Source organism: Archangium lansingense (genome assembly GCF_026626635.1).
Taxonomy (GTDB): domain Bacteria; phylum Myxococcota; class Myxococcia; order Myxococcales; family Myxococcaceae; genus Archangium; species Archangium lansingense.
Genome location: NZ_JAPNKA010000001.1, coordinates 3,015,099 through 3,028,237, shown reverse-complemented (window position 1 = coordinate 3,028,237; position 13,139 = coordinate 3,015,099). Strand labels below are relative to the sequence as shown.

At 70.2% G+C, this 13,139-nt stretch carries 11 protein-coding genes; 4 read left to right on the top strand and 7 right to left on the bottom strand.

Annotated features, from left to right (window positions below):
* Positions 1 to 3: 3 nt before the first annotated feature.
* Positions 4 to 936 carry an RluA family pseudouridine synthase gene (locus OV287_RS12050; protein WP_267534170.1) on the bottom strand — a complete coding sequence of 311 codons (933 nt, stop codon included), beginning with the start codon at positions 934 to 936 and terminating at the stop codon, positions 4 to 6.
* A 147-nt stretch (positions 937 to 1,083) separates the two neighbouring features.
* Between OV287_RS12050 and OV287_RS12045 the strand changes: the two genes are divergently transcribed.
* On the top strand, positions 1,084 to 1,788 hold the full coding sequence (locus tag OV287_RS12045; RefSeq protein ID WP_267534169.1) for a TVP38/TMEM64 family protein: 705 nt from the start codon (positions 1,084 to 1,086) through the stop codon (positions 1,786 to 1,788).
* Between the two features lie 86 nt (positions 1,789 to 1,874).
* Here the strand turns inward: OV287_RS12045 and OV287_RS12040 are convergent, their stop codons facing one another.
* The 3 genes from OV287_RS12040 to OV287_RS12030 all read right to left on the bottom strand — a co-directional run bounded on the left by OV287_RS12040 (position 1,875) and on the right by OV287_RS12030 (position 4,442).
* Positions 1,875 to 2,795, bottom strand: a complete 921-nt coding sequence (locus OV287_RS12040) for a Uma2 family endonuclease (RefSeq protein WP_373371907.1) — start codon at positions 2,793 to 2,795, stop codon at positions 1,875 to 1,877.
* 176 nt (positions 2,796 to 2,971) lie between these two features.
* Positions 2,972 to 3,529, bottom strand: coding sequence for a class I SAM-dependent methyltransferase (locus OV287_RS12035; RefSeq protein ID WP_267534167.1), 558 nt, complete (start codon positions 3,527 to 3,529; stop codon positions 2,972 to 2,974).
* 166 nt (positions 3,530 to 3,695) lie between these two features.
* Positions 3,696 to 4,442, bottom strand: a complete 747-nt coding sequence (locus OV287_RS12030; protein ID WP_267534166.1) for a hypothetical protein — start codon at positions 4,440 to 4,442, stop codon at positions 3,696 to 3,698.
* Between the two features lie 109 nt (positions 4,443 to 4,551).
* Here OV287_RS12030 and OV287_RS12025 point away from each other — a divergent pair, with 109 nt between their 5' ends.
* Positions 4,552 to 5,433 carry a hypothetical protein gene (locus OV287_RS12025; RefSeq protein ID WP_308809560.1) on the top strand — a complete coding sequence of 294 codons (882 nt, stop codon included), beginning with the start codon at positions 4,552 to 4,554 and terminating at the stop codon, positions 5,431 to 5,433.
* A 4-nt stretch (positions 5,434 to 5,437) separates the two neighbouring features.
* On the opposite strand, the gene OV287_RS12020 is transcribed toward OV287_RS12025, so the two are convergent.
* Complete coding sequence (locus tag OV287_RS12020; protein WP_267534165.1) at positions 5,438 to 9,022, bottom strand: tetratricopeptide repeat protein; 3,585 nt, start codon at positions 9,020 to 9,022, stop codon at positions 5,438 to 5,440.
* A 21-nt stretch (positions 9,023 to 9,043) separates the two neighbouring features.
* On the opposite strand from OV287_RS12020, the gene OV287_RS12015 reads away from it, so the two are divergent.
* The gene (locus OV287_RS12015; protein ID WP_267534164.1) at positions 9,044 to 10,060 is read left to right on the top strand and encodes a glycosyltransferase; all 1,017 of its coding nucleotides are present in this window, start codon (positions 9,044 to 9,046) and stop codon (positions 10,058 to 10,060) included.
* Between the two features lie 28 nt (positions 10,061 to 10,088).
* On the opposite strand, the gene OV287_RS12010 is transcribed toward OV287_RS12015, so the two are convergent.
* Positions 10,089 to 10,814: a hypothetical protein gene (locus OV287_RS12010; protein ID WP_267534163.1), complete on the bottom strand. Its 726-nt coding sequence runs from the start codon at positions 10,812 to 10,814 to the stop codon at positions 10,089 to 10,091.
* A 139-nt stretch (positions 10,815 to 10,953) separates the two neighbouring features.
* Here OV287_RS12010 and OV287_RS12005 point away from each other — a divergent pair, with 139 nt between their 5' ends.
* Positions 10,954 to 12,513, top strand: coding sequence for a S28 family serine protease (locus OV287_RS12005; RefSeq protein ID WP_267534162.1), 1,560 nt, complete (start codon positions 10,954 to 10,956; stop codon positions 12,511 to 12,513).
* Between the two features lie 19 nt (positions 12,514 to 12,532).
* Here the strand turns inward: OV287_RS12005 and OV287_RS12000 are convergent, their stop codons facing one another.
* On the bottom strand, positions 12,533 to 13,138 hold the full coding sequence (locus OV287_RS12000) for a TIGR02265 family protein (protein WP_267534161.1): 606 nt from the start codon (positions 13,136 to 13,138) through the stop codon (positions 12,533 to 12,535).
* Position 13,139: the final 1 nt, after the last annotated feature.

The window sequence follows — 13,139 nt, the reverse complement described above, 5'->3', positions numbered from 1 at the left end:
CCCTCACCCCCGGAGCATCGCGAGCGCACGCTGGAAGTCCTCGGGCAGCGGCGCCTCGACGCCCACCACCCCACTCGTGGCGGGGCTCGGCAGGGACAGCCGGACCGCGTGCAGCGCATGACGGCCAATCTCCTTCGCCGCCGGGTGCGCCCGCGTCTCCTCCGTCCCGTACAGAGAGTCGGCGAGCACGGGGTAACCCGCCTCGGCCATCTGCACGCGAATCTGGTGCGTACGCCCCGTCTCCAGCTTCACCTCGACCAATGTCGCGCCCTTCAGCCGCTCGCGCACCTCGTACGAGAGCGCCGCTCGCCGCGCCGAGCGCACCTTCGTCGTGAAGAGCCTCGGGTTCTTCGGGTCCCGCCCATACGGCGCCTCGAGCCTGTCGCGCTCGGGCGTCTCGCCCAGCACAATCGCCCAATAGCGCTTGTCCACGCGCTTCTCCTGGAACGCCCTGTCCAGCGCCGCCACGGCCTCATCCGTGCGCGCCAGCACGAGGCAACCGCTCGTCTCTCGGTCCAACCGGTGCACCACGCCGGGCTGCGCGAGGCCCTCCACGTCGAACGGCGGCAGCCTCGCCGCCAGCAGCTCCACCACCGAGGGCACACTTCCCCCCGCGGGCTCCACCACCAGGCCCGTCGGCTTGTTCACGATGACCAGGGAGGCATCATCGTGGAGCACGGGCAGCGTGGGCCCCTCGGCGGAGCGGCTCATCGAGGCGCGCGTCGGGGGTCGCGGAGGGGGACGGCTGAGCTCAATCTCCTCTCCACCCCAGAGCTTGCGCGTGACCTGGCACTTCTTGCCGCGAATGAGCACGTGGCCCTTCTCAATGAGAGCGCGCGCCCGCTCCAGCGAGAGCCCGGGCACGTGCGCCGATAGAAACTTGTCGAGCCGCTCGCCGGCGGCCTCGCGAGGGACGGAAATCTTCTGGGGCGACATGGAGCCCCCCTTCTACGGCGGAGCCTTCCGAGAAACCACCGGGACCGCCGGACACCACACGACTTGGGTGGGTGGAGGCGAAAGAAGGGCCGCCGGCCTAACATCCTGGGCTACGACTGGGGCCTCAACGGCCGTCAGGAGAGGGGCATGGCACGCGGCATCGGGCGATGGGCAGCGGCGGTGGCGGCAGTGACGGCGCTGGTGCTCGCCATCACGCTGCTGCCCGTGGACACGTGGTTGTTGGGGCTCGTCGAGCGAATCCGCGGCATGGGGATGGCGGGCGCGGTGCTCTACGTCGTCGTGTACGTGGTGGCGACGGTGCTGATGATGCCCGCCTCGGTGCTGACGATGGGAGCGGGCTTCGTCTACGGGCCCGTGTACGGCTCGCTGCTGGTGATGGTGGCGAGCAACCTCTCGGCCCAGGCCTCCTTCCTGCTCGGGCGAACGGTCCTGCATGAACGGGTGGGCCACCGCCTCGCGAGGGAGCCGAGGTTCACCGCCGTGGACACCGCCGTCGCCGGACAGGGCTTCAAGGTGGTGTTGCTGCTGCGCCTCTCACCCGTCCTGCCCTTCAGCGTGCTCAACTACTCCCTGTCGCTCACCCGGGTGCGCCTGCGCGACTACGGGCCCGCGACCTTCCTCGGCCTGCTGCCCGCCACGGTACTCTATGTGTACCTGGGCTCGCTGGTGACGAGCGTGGCCCAGCTCTCCCGCGGCGAACGCCCCGACGCTGGCCCCGCCGGGCAGCTCCTCTTCTGGGGCGGGCTGGCCGCCACCGTCCTCGTTACCGTGTACGTCACCCACCTGGCGCGCCGGGCCCTGAATGCCACGCTCAAGGGAACCTCCACGTGAGCGTTCCGCACCTGCTCGAAGGTGACGCACACGATGCCGCGCTCGCTGCGCTCACCCGCCCGGCAGGAATGTGTGCGTCACGGTGCTCACTCCCTGCGCTGCCTGAGACGCTCCAGTTCAGCCTGTGACTCCGCGAGGCGTCGCTCCAGCTCCTCGCGCCTCCGCGTCTCTTCCTCTCGCCTCCGCGTCTCTTCCGCCAGACGCTGCGTCTCTTCCTCTCGCCGCTGCGTCTCTTCCGCCAGACGCTGCATCTCTTCCGCCAAACGCCGCTCTGTTTCCTGGCGCAGCCGCTCTGCCTCCGCCAACTGCTGGGCCTCCTCGTCGGCTCGCTGCTGCAGCCCCGCCATCGACTCCTGCATCCGATCGATGAGCTCCTCGTACTCCAGCAGCAGCGCGCTCCCCGCCCAGAAGCGCAATCGCCCCTCTTCTATCTCCAGCTCCAGCCCCAGCACCTCCGAGCTGTACCGGCCTCTCTCCGGTGTGATGGGGACGTACTCCCTCGCCTCGGGCGAGGGCAGCCGGTAGCCATACAGCCGCTGACGTGCCCGGTCGTAGATGAAGTATTCGGGAATGCCCACTCGGGCGTAGCGCTTCACGTTGTACTCGGCGTCCTTCTTTCGGTCGCCGCCAACGTGGACCTCCAGCACCCAATCCAGCCCCTTGCCCTCGTGACTCACCACCCACTTGCTGCGCGGGTGCGCCTCCGCGTCCAGCACCACCACCAGGTCGGGCGCGAAGCGGCGCTCGGCGGGGTAGTACACCGGCAGCTCCGAGCCCAGGTACACCCGCCGCCGTTGCCGCGAGAAGTACCCCTTGAGTGCCTGCAACGCTCCCATCTTCGCCTGGGAGTGCAGGTCTCCCTCGGGCATCGCCATCTCGTCCCACGTCACCTCCCCGGGCAGCTCTTCCACCACCCGGGCCCTCTCCGCCTCGCTCATCCTCGCCCACGCTTCCCGTGAGGGCGCCCGGGGATAGGCGTCCTCCCGCTCTCGTTCGTCCCGTGCCATGCCCGTCAGGGTGCGGCACATGACCTGTCAGGTCAATCTCCCCGACGCGGCCAGTGAGCAAGCGGTGGGCCAGGCAACACAGGCGCGCCGCTCCGAGTGAGCGGTGGTACGGAGTGCGGCGTTTGCCGTCCCTCTCGGGTCCGGCACGTCTCATCCCCCGGACACTTCTGAAAGGCTCAGGCCCTCGCCACCAGCCGAGCCTCGTGCCGCCCTTCCTCGGTCCACCCTTCGGTGTACGAGACGATCTCCAGCCCCTGGACCAACCCGGGCAGCTCGCCGTCCTCCAACAGGAAGCGAGCCGAAGGATGTGCGTGCCGTTGCAGGTTGCTCCGCGTCGGTTGGGCGAAGACGAGGAGCCCGCCCGGAGCGAGCACCTTCGGGAAGCCGGCGAACAGCGGCCGCCAGAGGAAGTTCAGGCAGAGCACGAGCTCGAAGGGTCCGGGAGGGAGCGGCTCCGTCTCCACATCCAGCCGCTGGAGCCGGAGGGAGACTCCTGCTGCGCGCGCGGCCTCCGTGGCCCGTTCGAGCGCGACATCCGAGACATCCGCCAGGGTGACGTCCAGGCCACGTCTCGCGAGCCACAGGGCGTCACGCCCGGCGCCTCCCGCCACGTCGAGCGCACGGCCTGACTTCGGTAGCAGGTCCGCGAGCGAGCGGAGGAATGGGGAGGGTTCCCGGGTCCCCTCCTGTTGGCTGTAGCGGGTGTTCCACCTCTGCCGGTCTTCCTCGGACATCGTTCCTCCGGTGCAAGAGTGGGCGCGAGCGAACACCCTCACCCCAGCCCTCTCCCAGAGGGAGAGGGTGCATGCACGGGCTCAGCCCGGGGCCCGTGGCACCCTCACCCCGTCCCTCTCCCGGGGGGAGAGGGGTTCTTTGGGAGTTCTTTGGGGGTTCTTGGGCTCAGAAGAGCGTGTCGGCCAGCTTCGCCCTCGTGTCGCCCGTGAGCACCGTGAAGCGCATCACCCGCTCCTCCCCTCGCCAGACCTCGATGGTGCGCGGCAGCATCTCGCCCGTCGCCGGCGAGGTGTAGTCCAGGAAACGCACGTCCCACGCCGTCCCCTTCCCGTCCTTGTACTTCAGCCGCGCCGGCCGGAAGCCGTCCTTGTACACCCAGAACTGCGGCTTGCCCTCAACCTGCTGCCCCAGCACGTACACCACGTCCCCGCCAAAGCGCGCCAGCGACGTCGTGCGCGACTCGATGCCCAGCGAACGCAGGTGCGTCTCCACCACCTCGCGCCCCTCTATCGCCGACTCCGCGCGCACTCCCAGCACCGCGCACACCTGCTGCACCGCCTCCGACAACGCCGGAATCTCCGTGCCCTCTACCCGCTTGCGGCCCCCGGAGGACACCGAGGCCACCGTGTTGCCCTCCCGCGCCTTCGCCTCGAAACGGCACCGGCCCGGCAGCCTCAGATACACCGTGCCGTCCGCCTCCAGATCCGGCCGGTCCGTCGGCAACCCCAGCGCCCCTCCGGCCTCATTCACCACCGGTCCGTAGAAGTGCAGCGAGCCGTCCGCCTTCAGCGAAGAGAACGGCAGTTCCTCGCGAGCCGCCATCATCCGGCGCAGGATGGATCCGCCCGGCAACACGTACGCGCCCGCGCTCATCGCCGCCAGGACTCCCAGCAGGAAGACCGTGCGCTTCATCGCGGCCGCTCCGGATGGCATCACACTCTTGCGGTTCAGTGGCTCTTTCATGGGGCGGCGAATCTAGTGATGGCCCTCCCCTCCATCAAGGCAGTTAGGATGCGCCCCCATGCGGATGTGGCATCGTCTGACGCTCCTGTTCGTCCTCCTGCTCGCCCCCTTCTCCTACGCCCAGCAGGGCTCCGGGACCGATACCTCGCGCCAGCCGCGCTCCGAGGATCTGCGGGAGCTCCTGAGCGCACGCGCCTACGGCATGGGCGGCGCCTGGCGGGCCCTCGGCATCGGGGCCGAGTCGGGCACCGGCAACCCCGCCGCCCTCGCCGCCTTCCGCAGCTACCGCATCGAGCTCACCGGCGCCTGGGACTGGGTGGGCCAGGATGCGTTCGGCTCGGTGGCCCTCGCGGACTCGGCCACCAGCCCCCTGGCCGCCGGCGTGAGCTATCAGCTCGTCTCCCTCGGGAAGGGCGTCGAGCGCGCCACCGGACACCTCAACACCGTGGGCCTCGCGGTGCCGTTCGGCGAGGCCTTCATGATCGGCGTCAACTCGCGCTACCTGCTGCTGCGCGGCGCCCGCGAAGCCAATGCCATCACCGGTGACGCCGGCATCCTCTTCCGCCCCAGCCCCGTCATCGCCATCGGTGTCTCCGGCCATAACCTCATCGGCACCGGCAATGCCGAGCTCACCCGCTACTACTCGGCCCATGCCGGTGTGTTCGCCGGGCTGCTCACCCTCGCCGCCGACGTGCGCGCGGACTTCGAGACGAACAACCAGACCACGCTCACCTACAGCGGCGGCCTGGAATACATCCTCGGGCAGAACTTCCCCATCCGTGCCGGCTACACCTGGGATGGTTTCACCCGCTCCTCCCAGGTCGGCGTTGGCATCGGACTGCTGACACCGGGAGGTGGCATCGACCTGGCGTACCGCCACGACTTCGGCGGAGAGAACGGACGGCTCGTCGCCCTCACCTTCAAGGTGCAGGTGCAGTGAGGCCTCAGCCGCGCAGGGGCAGGTAGCGCTCGGAGGCGGAGAAGCGCACCAGCTCCACCAACTCCTGCTCGCTGGACTTGAGCGCTCTCAGCGCCGCCACGGCGGGCCCAGGACCCCCACACGCAACGAGCCCCGCGCGATTGGCCGAGTGGCGCGCCGCCTCCGCGAGCGCTGCCGCATCGAACTCCCGCTGAGCCGACTCCAGCAAAGCCAGGGCCCGGGCGCGAGCGTTGGGGTGCAGGGCCTCGCGCACCACCCGAGCCTCGGGGCCGAACTCCGTCCCGCCGCGCAGCACCGAGGCGAGGATGGCCACCGCGCGCAGCAGCTGATCCTTCTTCAGGCAGCGCAGCGCGAGCAGATCCGGTCCGAGGCAGGACAGCGCCCGCCCCGCGAAGAAGCGCAGCTCCGGCTCCGGCAGCACCTGGCGCACCGCGAGTCGGCCCACCAGCAGGCGCGGGGCTCCCGGGTGCACGAGCGAAAAGGGCGGACCGTCATCCTCGGAGAGAATGATCTCCGGGAGCCGCACATCGAGCATGCGGGCAACGGACTGCAGCACCTCCAGGGCGGCGCGCGCTCCGGGGCCCGAATCCGGCCGGAGCGGCTCGGAGGAGCCCGAGGCCCGACCGAAGGTGGGAAAGAGGCGGCAGAGCGCCTGGCCCACCGAGGCGAGCAGCTCACCCGCCGGATTGCGCAGACCGGGGTGGCGCAGGCCCGCGCGCTCCTCGGGAGTGAGCGTGCGGCGCGGAGGCCGGGAGACAGTGTCCTTCTCTCCCATGAGCGCCGAGGCCACCTCCGCCATCAGCGAGCCGCGCGCTGCGTCTCCACGGCTCGCGAAGAAGGCCGAGAGCTCCCGGTAGGCCGCCGCGTCGAGCGGACGCTCGCGCACGCGCTCGATGGCCGCCGGTCGGGTGCCCTCCAGCTGCGCTGGAACTGGTGCTGGGGCCGGAGCTGGAGCAGCAGCCGGGGCCGGAGAGGGAGCGGGCTTGCCGGAAGAAACGGAGGGGGTGAGCGGCTCGGGAGAGGAGACCGAGCCCGTCCCTCGGGCCCGGCGGCGCACGGGGTCCATCTTCCCCGGGGGCGCCTCCCAAGCGATGAACCGGGTGCTCTCCACGGGCATCGGTGCGTCGGGAGGCTCCTCGGGCGCAGCCGGAGGCGGGCTCGCGGGTGCGGCCTCGCGAGCCGGTGAGGGTGGACGACTGGCGGCGATGGGTAGGACCACCGCGGGCATCTCGAGGACCGTAGGCGCGGACTCGGAGCCAGCAGTGGATGCGGCCGCAGCCGGAGTGGGCGTGAGTTCTACCGCCCCCGGCGGCGGGATGAGAATGGAGGTGCGCGAGCCGCTCTGCTCCCGCTTGGGGGCGGCACTGCGCGGCGGCTCGGGGTGCAGCGCGGGCGCCACACGCTCGGCGATGGCCTTGCGCAGGTTCTCCGCGCGGTTGGCGTACACCTGCGCGCGAGTCGCGTCTCCGAGCACATCCCGGCAGAAGCGCGCCAGGCGCTCCCAGGTGCCGAGGCGCTCATCATCATCCTCGGTGGCGGTGGCGGCATGCTCCATTCCCCACGCGGCCTCGCCGTTCTGCCCAAGCGCGATGAGGCGCTCCACGAGCAACAGCCACGCTTCCTTGTGTCCGGGCTCGAAGCGCACCGCCTGGCGCAGCTCGGTGAGCGCGGTCCCACGCTCTCCTGCGGCCTCCAACGTGGCCACCAGCTCCAACCGGACCTTGCGTGCAGTCAGTCCCCGCGGCTCTCGAGCGAGGCTGGCGCGCAGCAGACGGCTCAACCCGTCCTTGTCGCCGAGCTGCCGCGTCAGCTCCAGGAGCTTCTCCTGCGCGAGGACGTCCTCGGGATGCTCCGCGAGCACCTCGGACCAGGCCCAATGGGCGAGCCGCGCATCGGCCAGCGGCCCTCCGGCGAGTTCCGCGAGGCACCGCAGCCCCTCGGCGCGATGAGGCGTGCGGCGGGGCACGGCGGCGAGCGCGGCGCGCAGACGCTCGGCGGCCGAGGCACGGTCCGCCTCGGAGACACACCGGGCGAGCCCCATCAAGGCCGGCAACGAGTGGGGAGAGATGGCTACCGCGGCCTCGAAGTCCGCGCGGGCGCGGGCGGACTCACCACTGGACAGCAGCCGCTCGCCACGAGCCAGGAAGGCGGCGGCACGAGCCCGGGGATTGCTCGCGCGCTGCACCGCCTCGTCGAGCACGCGCCACACCGCCCAGTCATCACCATCGGCGCGCTGGGACACGAGCCGCACCTGCTCCGAGAGCGCGGCGTGGTCTCCGGTGAGGGCAACAATCTGGCCGTACACCCGGGCGGCACCCGCGGTGTCCTGCAGCTCGTTCTCCAGCAGCTCAGCAAGCCGGGTGAGAATCTCGGCGCGGAGCCCCAGGTCCTTCGAGGCATCGGCACGGTCCAGGTAGAACTGCGCCAGCTCGCGCCAGGCCCGGCGCGCGATGAGCTGGGCCTCCTGGCGCGTCTCCTCCAGGTTCTCCTGCCGGGGCACCATGACCCGGGAGGGCTCGGTGTCCTCGTCGCCGCTCCAGGGAACGGGAGCATCCGTCCTCACCCCAGCCGGTGGAGGGATGAGAGGGGACTCGGGCCGGAAGACGGGCGCATCGGTGGAGGTGTCCTCGTCCTCCGGGAAGCGATCGACGACCTCGATCGTCGTGCGCCGATGGCTGGAGGCGTCTCCGGTGGAGTCGTCCCGGGGAAGAGCGGCAGGAGCCCCAGCGACCGTGAAGGGCAGGCCGGACATCTCGGAGGTCGCCTCCTCCTCGTCGTACGGCCAGACCTCGGGCAGCGCGAGCTCAAGGATGGTGCGGTGCCGGTCATCCACAGGCGCCGCGGCAGCGGGTGCTGGGGCAGCGGGCGCCGGAGCAGCGGGTGCTGGGGCCTTCTCGGCTCGAGGCTGGGGAGCACGCGGCACGAACCGCGCATCCGGCGGGCCCGAGGCCTCCACGGTGTGCTCGTCCTCCAGCCAGGGCGAGGAGAACTCGACGGTCTCACTCCGGTGGCTCAACTCCTCGGCGGAGAGCGCATCCCGGGGCGCCGGCTCCTCCTGGAGGGCCGCTCCCTGCACGATGGGGAGCGCAGAAGGCTCGGGCGCGGGCCCGCCCTGGCGGGAGAGGCGGCGGAAAAGGACATCGAGCAGCCGGCGGGCGCGGCGGTCCTCGGGGGCCTCGTCAATGATTGCCTGGAGCGCCTCAACGGCCCGAGGGAGCTGGTCCACCCGGCGCAGCACGCGGGCGAGCTGCAGCCGCACGGCGCGGCGGGTCTCCCCGCGGGTGTTGCTGAGCGCGGACGAGAGAAGCGCAATGGCGGCGGCCTCAGTCCCCGCGCGCAGCGAGAAGGTGACGAGCACCGAGGCCAGACGCGGCGTCATGGGCAGAGCGCGGCTGGCCCGCGCCAACTCACCGAAGGCCCGGGCGGCGTATCCCTCATCCAGCAGTTGGGCGGCGCTCTGACGGTGCCGTTCCACGAGCTCGGACACGCCGGTGCCCGGCCCAGACGGGGGCGAGCCAGCGGGCGAGCGCTGGCGCGTATCAGCCGACTCCGGCGAACCGGCGTCATTGCCGTTTCTCACGCCACCCATGGGTGCGGCAGTCTACACAGGATGCCGCCTCCGGTCGTCACCGTCCTCCTGCCCGCCCGAAACGCCGAGCGCACCGTGACTCGCGCCGTGGAAAGCCTCCTGGAAGGCACTCTGCGTGAAATCCGGGTGCTGGCGGTGGATGACGGCTCGACGGACGGGACGCGCGCGGTGCTCGAGGGGCTGGCGGCGAGGGACACCCGGGTGGAGGTGCTGGAGGGGGGTGGCCGCGGGCTGGTGGCCGCGCTCAACCTTGCCCTCTCGCATGCCACTTCCCCCTACGTGGCGCGGATGGACGCGGACGACGAGGCGCTGCCCCGACGCCTGGAGGCGAGCCTCGCGGCCCTGGAGGCAGACCCGAGCCTGGGAGGCGTTGGCACCGGCGTGGAGCTGTTCCGCGAGGACCAGCCAGTAAGCCCCTCGATGAGGGACTACGCGGCATGGCTCAACGGGCTCACCACGCCCGAGCGGCTGCACCGCGAGCGCTTCGTGGAGAGCCCCATCTGCCATCCCTCGGTGTGCCTACGGCGAGAGGCGGTGGTGGCGGCGGGCGGGTGGGAGCACGGCGACTTCCCGGAGGACTACGACCTGTGGCTGAAGCTCATCCACCGGGGCCACCGGATGCACAACCTGCCGGAGGTGCTGTTTCGCTGGAGGGACAGCACGGAGCGGCTGACGCGCACGGACCCGAGGTATGCGCACAAACGATTCATCTGGGTGAAGGCGCGCTACCTGGCGCGGAGCCGGGAAGTGGCGGGGCGTCCCCTGACGGTATGGGGCACGGGCCCGGGAGGGCTCATCCTGACGCGCTTCCTGCTGGCGGAGGGGGCCCGGGTGAAGCGCTTCATCGACGTGCACCCGCGCAAGGTGGGCACGCTCATCCATGGGATTCCGGTGGACGCGCCGGAGTCCCTGGGAGCACCGCCGGAGGACACGCACCTCATCGCAGCGGTGGGAGTACGGGGTATCCGCGACGAGATTCGAGCAACCCTCACGGCGCTCGGTTGGCTCGAAGGCGTGCATTTCACCTGTGCCGCGTGAGCGCGGTGACACGATGCACGCTTCGCGCTTACTTCTTCAGCCAGACCCGCAGGGGGCCAATGGGCTTGAAGCCCAGGTCACACCACGCGGCCAGCTCGTCACCGTGCTCGTAGCCCACGACCGGCAGGCCCGGGAACGCAGCCTGGAGTTGCACGAGCAGTTCCGCGCGCAGCGCCCCAGCCTCCGCGGCCGTGAAGAAGGTGTTCGACAGGCTCACGACGCCTGCGGCTCGATACGCGATGGCTCCGGCGACAAGGGTGTCGTCGCGGTACGCAGCGAGGAACGTCGTGCTCGCGTCATCGAGAAGGCCAGGACGAAACACGGCGTGCGCAGGATCCGGCCCGGCAGTCCCGGGCTGGCCACTCCAGGCCGCCTCCCACGCGGTCAGTGCGGCTGTATCGCGGACCCGGACCCAGCGCGCGCCACCGGAGTGGGCAGGGACCCGCCTCTCGGAGGGGAAATGGATCCACTGCGCGGAGAACAGCTCCACGAAGCCCAGCGGTGCGAGGTCGAGCGTCGCGAAGCTGTCCTTGACCCCCCAGCGACCCGGTAGCTCGAGCGCGGAGATCTCGTCCACCTGCTGAGTCTCTCCATCCGGAGTGAGTGTGACGACGTTTGGGTAGAACCGTGGCACCTCGGCGCGATTCAGCCACAGTGCTTCCGCGAACTCGCCTGGGCGCCCATGCGTACGGCACACCGCATCGCACCATGCCGCGTTGTTGAAGGTCGCGGCGGCCACACTGTCTCGAGTCATGACGCGAATATAGACAACCCATCACTCCGGGCATGCTGGCAGGGAGAGAAGGTTGCCTGCATCCGCACCGGGAAGGGCGTGCGGTAACATCACCCGGCGGGCCTCCGCATGGTGCCCGCGCGAATCACAAAACAACTCCATGAGCATCCCCGACCGCGGCACCAGTTCCACCGTCCTCCTTGTTCCCGTCCTGCTCCTGCTCACCCTGGGAGCCTGCGGAGACAACCCCAACCCGACTCCGGATGGGGGCGTGGGCGATGGCGGCACGGAGCTGCCGGACGCCGGCACGAATCCACCCCTGTGTGGCACCGGCCAGACGTTCGTGGAGGCGGTGGCGAACAAGGCCCTCCTCCAGAATCCAACGGTGGACATCCTGGAGCGGCTGCGCGCCATCCCCGGGCTCACCGTGCAGGAGAACCCCAACGGGGTGCCCTCGGGCTACCGCTTCTTCATCATGGAGTACGACCAGCCGGCCGATCACTCCCGTCCGGAGTGCCAGCGCTTCAAGCAACGTCTGACGTTGCTGCACAAGTCGGACACGGCGCCCATGGTCCTCTATACCGGTGGCTACTACGTCTCCACGCGCCCGAGCCGGCGCGAGCTGACGGCCATGCTGGGAGCCAACCAGCTCTCCGTCGAGCACCGCTTCTTCCTCCCGAGTCGCCCGGAGCCAGCGGACTGGAGCCTGCTGACCATCCAGCAGTCCGCCGCGGACTTCCACCGCATCGTCCAGGCCTTCAAGCCCCTCTACGGCAGGCGCTGGCTGTCCACCGGAAGCAGCAAGGGCGGTGAGACGGTGGTGTTCTTCCGGCGATTCTACCCGCAGGACGTGGACGGGACGGTGGCGTACGTGGCCCCCATCGCACGCCGCGATGACGAGCGCTTCCCCGCCTTTCAGGACGCTGTCGGTGGCGACGCCCAGGCCGCCTGCCGCGAGCGCATTCACACCTTCCAGCGGACGGTGCTGGAGCGGCGCGAGGAGAGGCTGGGGCTGTTGCGAACCTATGCACAGAACAACGGGCTGACCTACTCACAGCTCGGCGACGAGAAGGCGCTGGAGCATGCGGTCATCGAGACCTACTTCGCCTTCTGGCAGTACGACTCCCCGGCCAACTGCGACCAGTTCCCGGGGAACGAGGCCACGGGCGCGGAGCTGCTCACAGTGATGAACCAGCAGGTGGGCCTGGCCACGTTCGCGGATACGGGGACCAGCGGACTCGGCCACTACGCGCCCTATTACTACCAGGCGGCGGTGGAGCTGGGCTGGCCCAGACCATACGAGGCCTTCCTGGGAAGCCTCATCCACTTCCCGGGGACGGACTCCGCGCTGGTGTATGCGCCGCCCGGCGTGCCCCTCGTCTTCCGAGAGCAGGCCATGCAGGACATCCAGGACTGGGTGTCCACGCAGGGCGAGCGGTTGATGTTCATCTATGGCGAGCTCGACCCGTGGAGCGCAGCGGCCTACTCGCTGGGAGGCGCCAGGGACTCCTACCTGTACGAGGTGCCAGGCGGAAACCACGGCAGCAGCATCAGCCAGCTCCCCGAGCCGCGGTACTCGGAGGCCTTCGACACAGTGCGCCGCTGGGCTGGTGTCACCCCCACCGCGCTGAAGCGCGCGCCACCGGAGCGGGTGGAGCCGCAGTTCGAGGAGTTCGCGCCGCACCTCCCGCCGCGCCTGCGCGAGGGCGGCACCCAATAGGCGACCGGGCTCGAGAAGCTCACTCCCAGGAGAACTCACACACGATGTCGAGCTCTCCCGTCGAGCGCGCGGCGGCCTGAATCCCCCGGGCCCGCGCCGCCTCGAGCATCTGCCGCACCATCCCCTCGTGGAATGGGGGAGGCATGTAGCTGCACTGCGCGTGGAGACGACCCCCGCGTGGCCCTGTCCATTCCACCTGGGAGCTTCCAAAGCTCATCCCCACGCGGAAGGCGGCCGGCATGCTGTTGATCAACGACTGGGGCCGCGCCTGGTTCAGCATCAGCAGCGCCCTGCCGGCCACGGACGCCAGGAAGTCGATGGAGGCCCGCTGCCCTATCTGCCGCAGCGCGACCTCGGCTCCACCATGCCGCTCGGCGAGCGTGGGCAGCGCGGTGAAGAAGATGGGGAACAGCAGCTCGACGGAGTAGCTGAAGAAGTCCAGGAAGCGCTCCTGGCTACACGCTTCCCGGCAACGCGCCACCAGCGCCTCGTCCCCGAGCGTCCGGAGGTTCTCCAGGATGCCATTGAAGAAGAAGCCGCGGATGGTGTGCTCCGGCTTCACGAAGGTCCGGCGCCGCGCCAGATCCTGGAGCCAGAACTCCAAGGGCTGCTCGATACTCCCCATG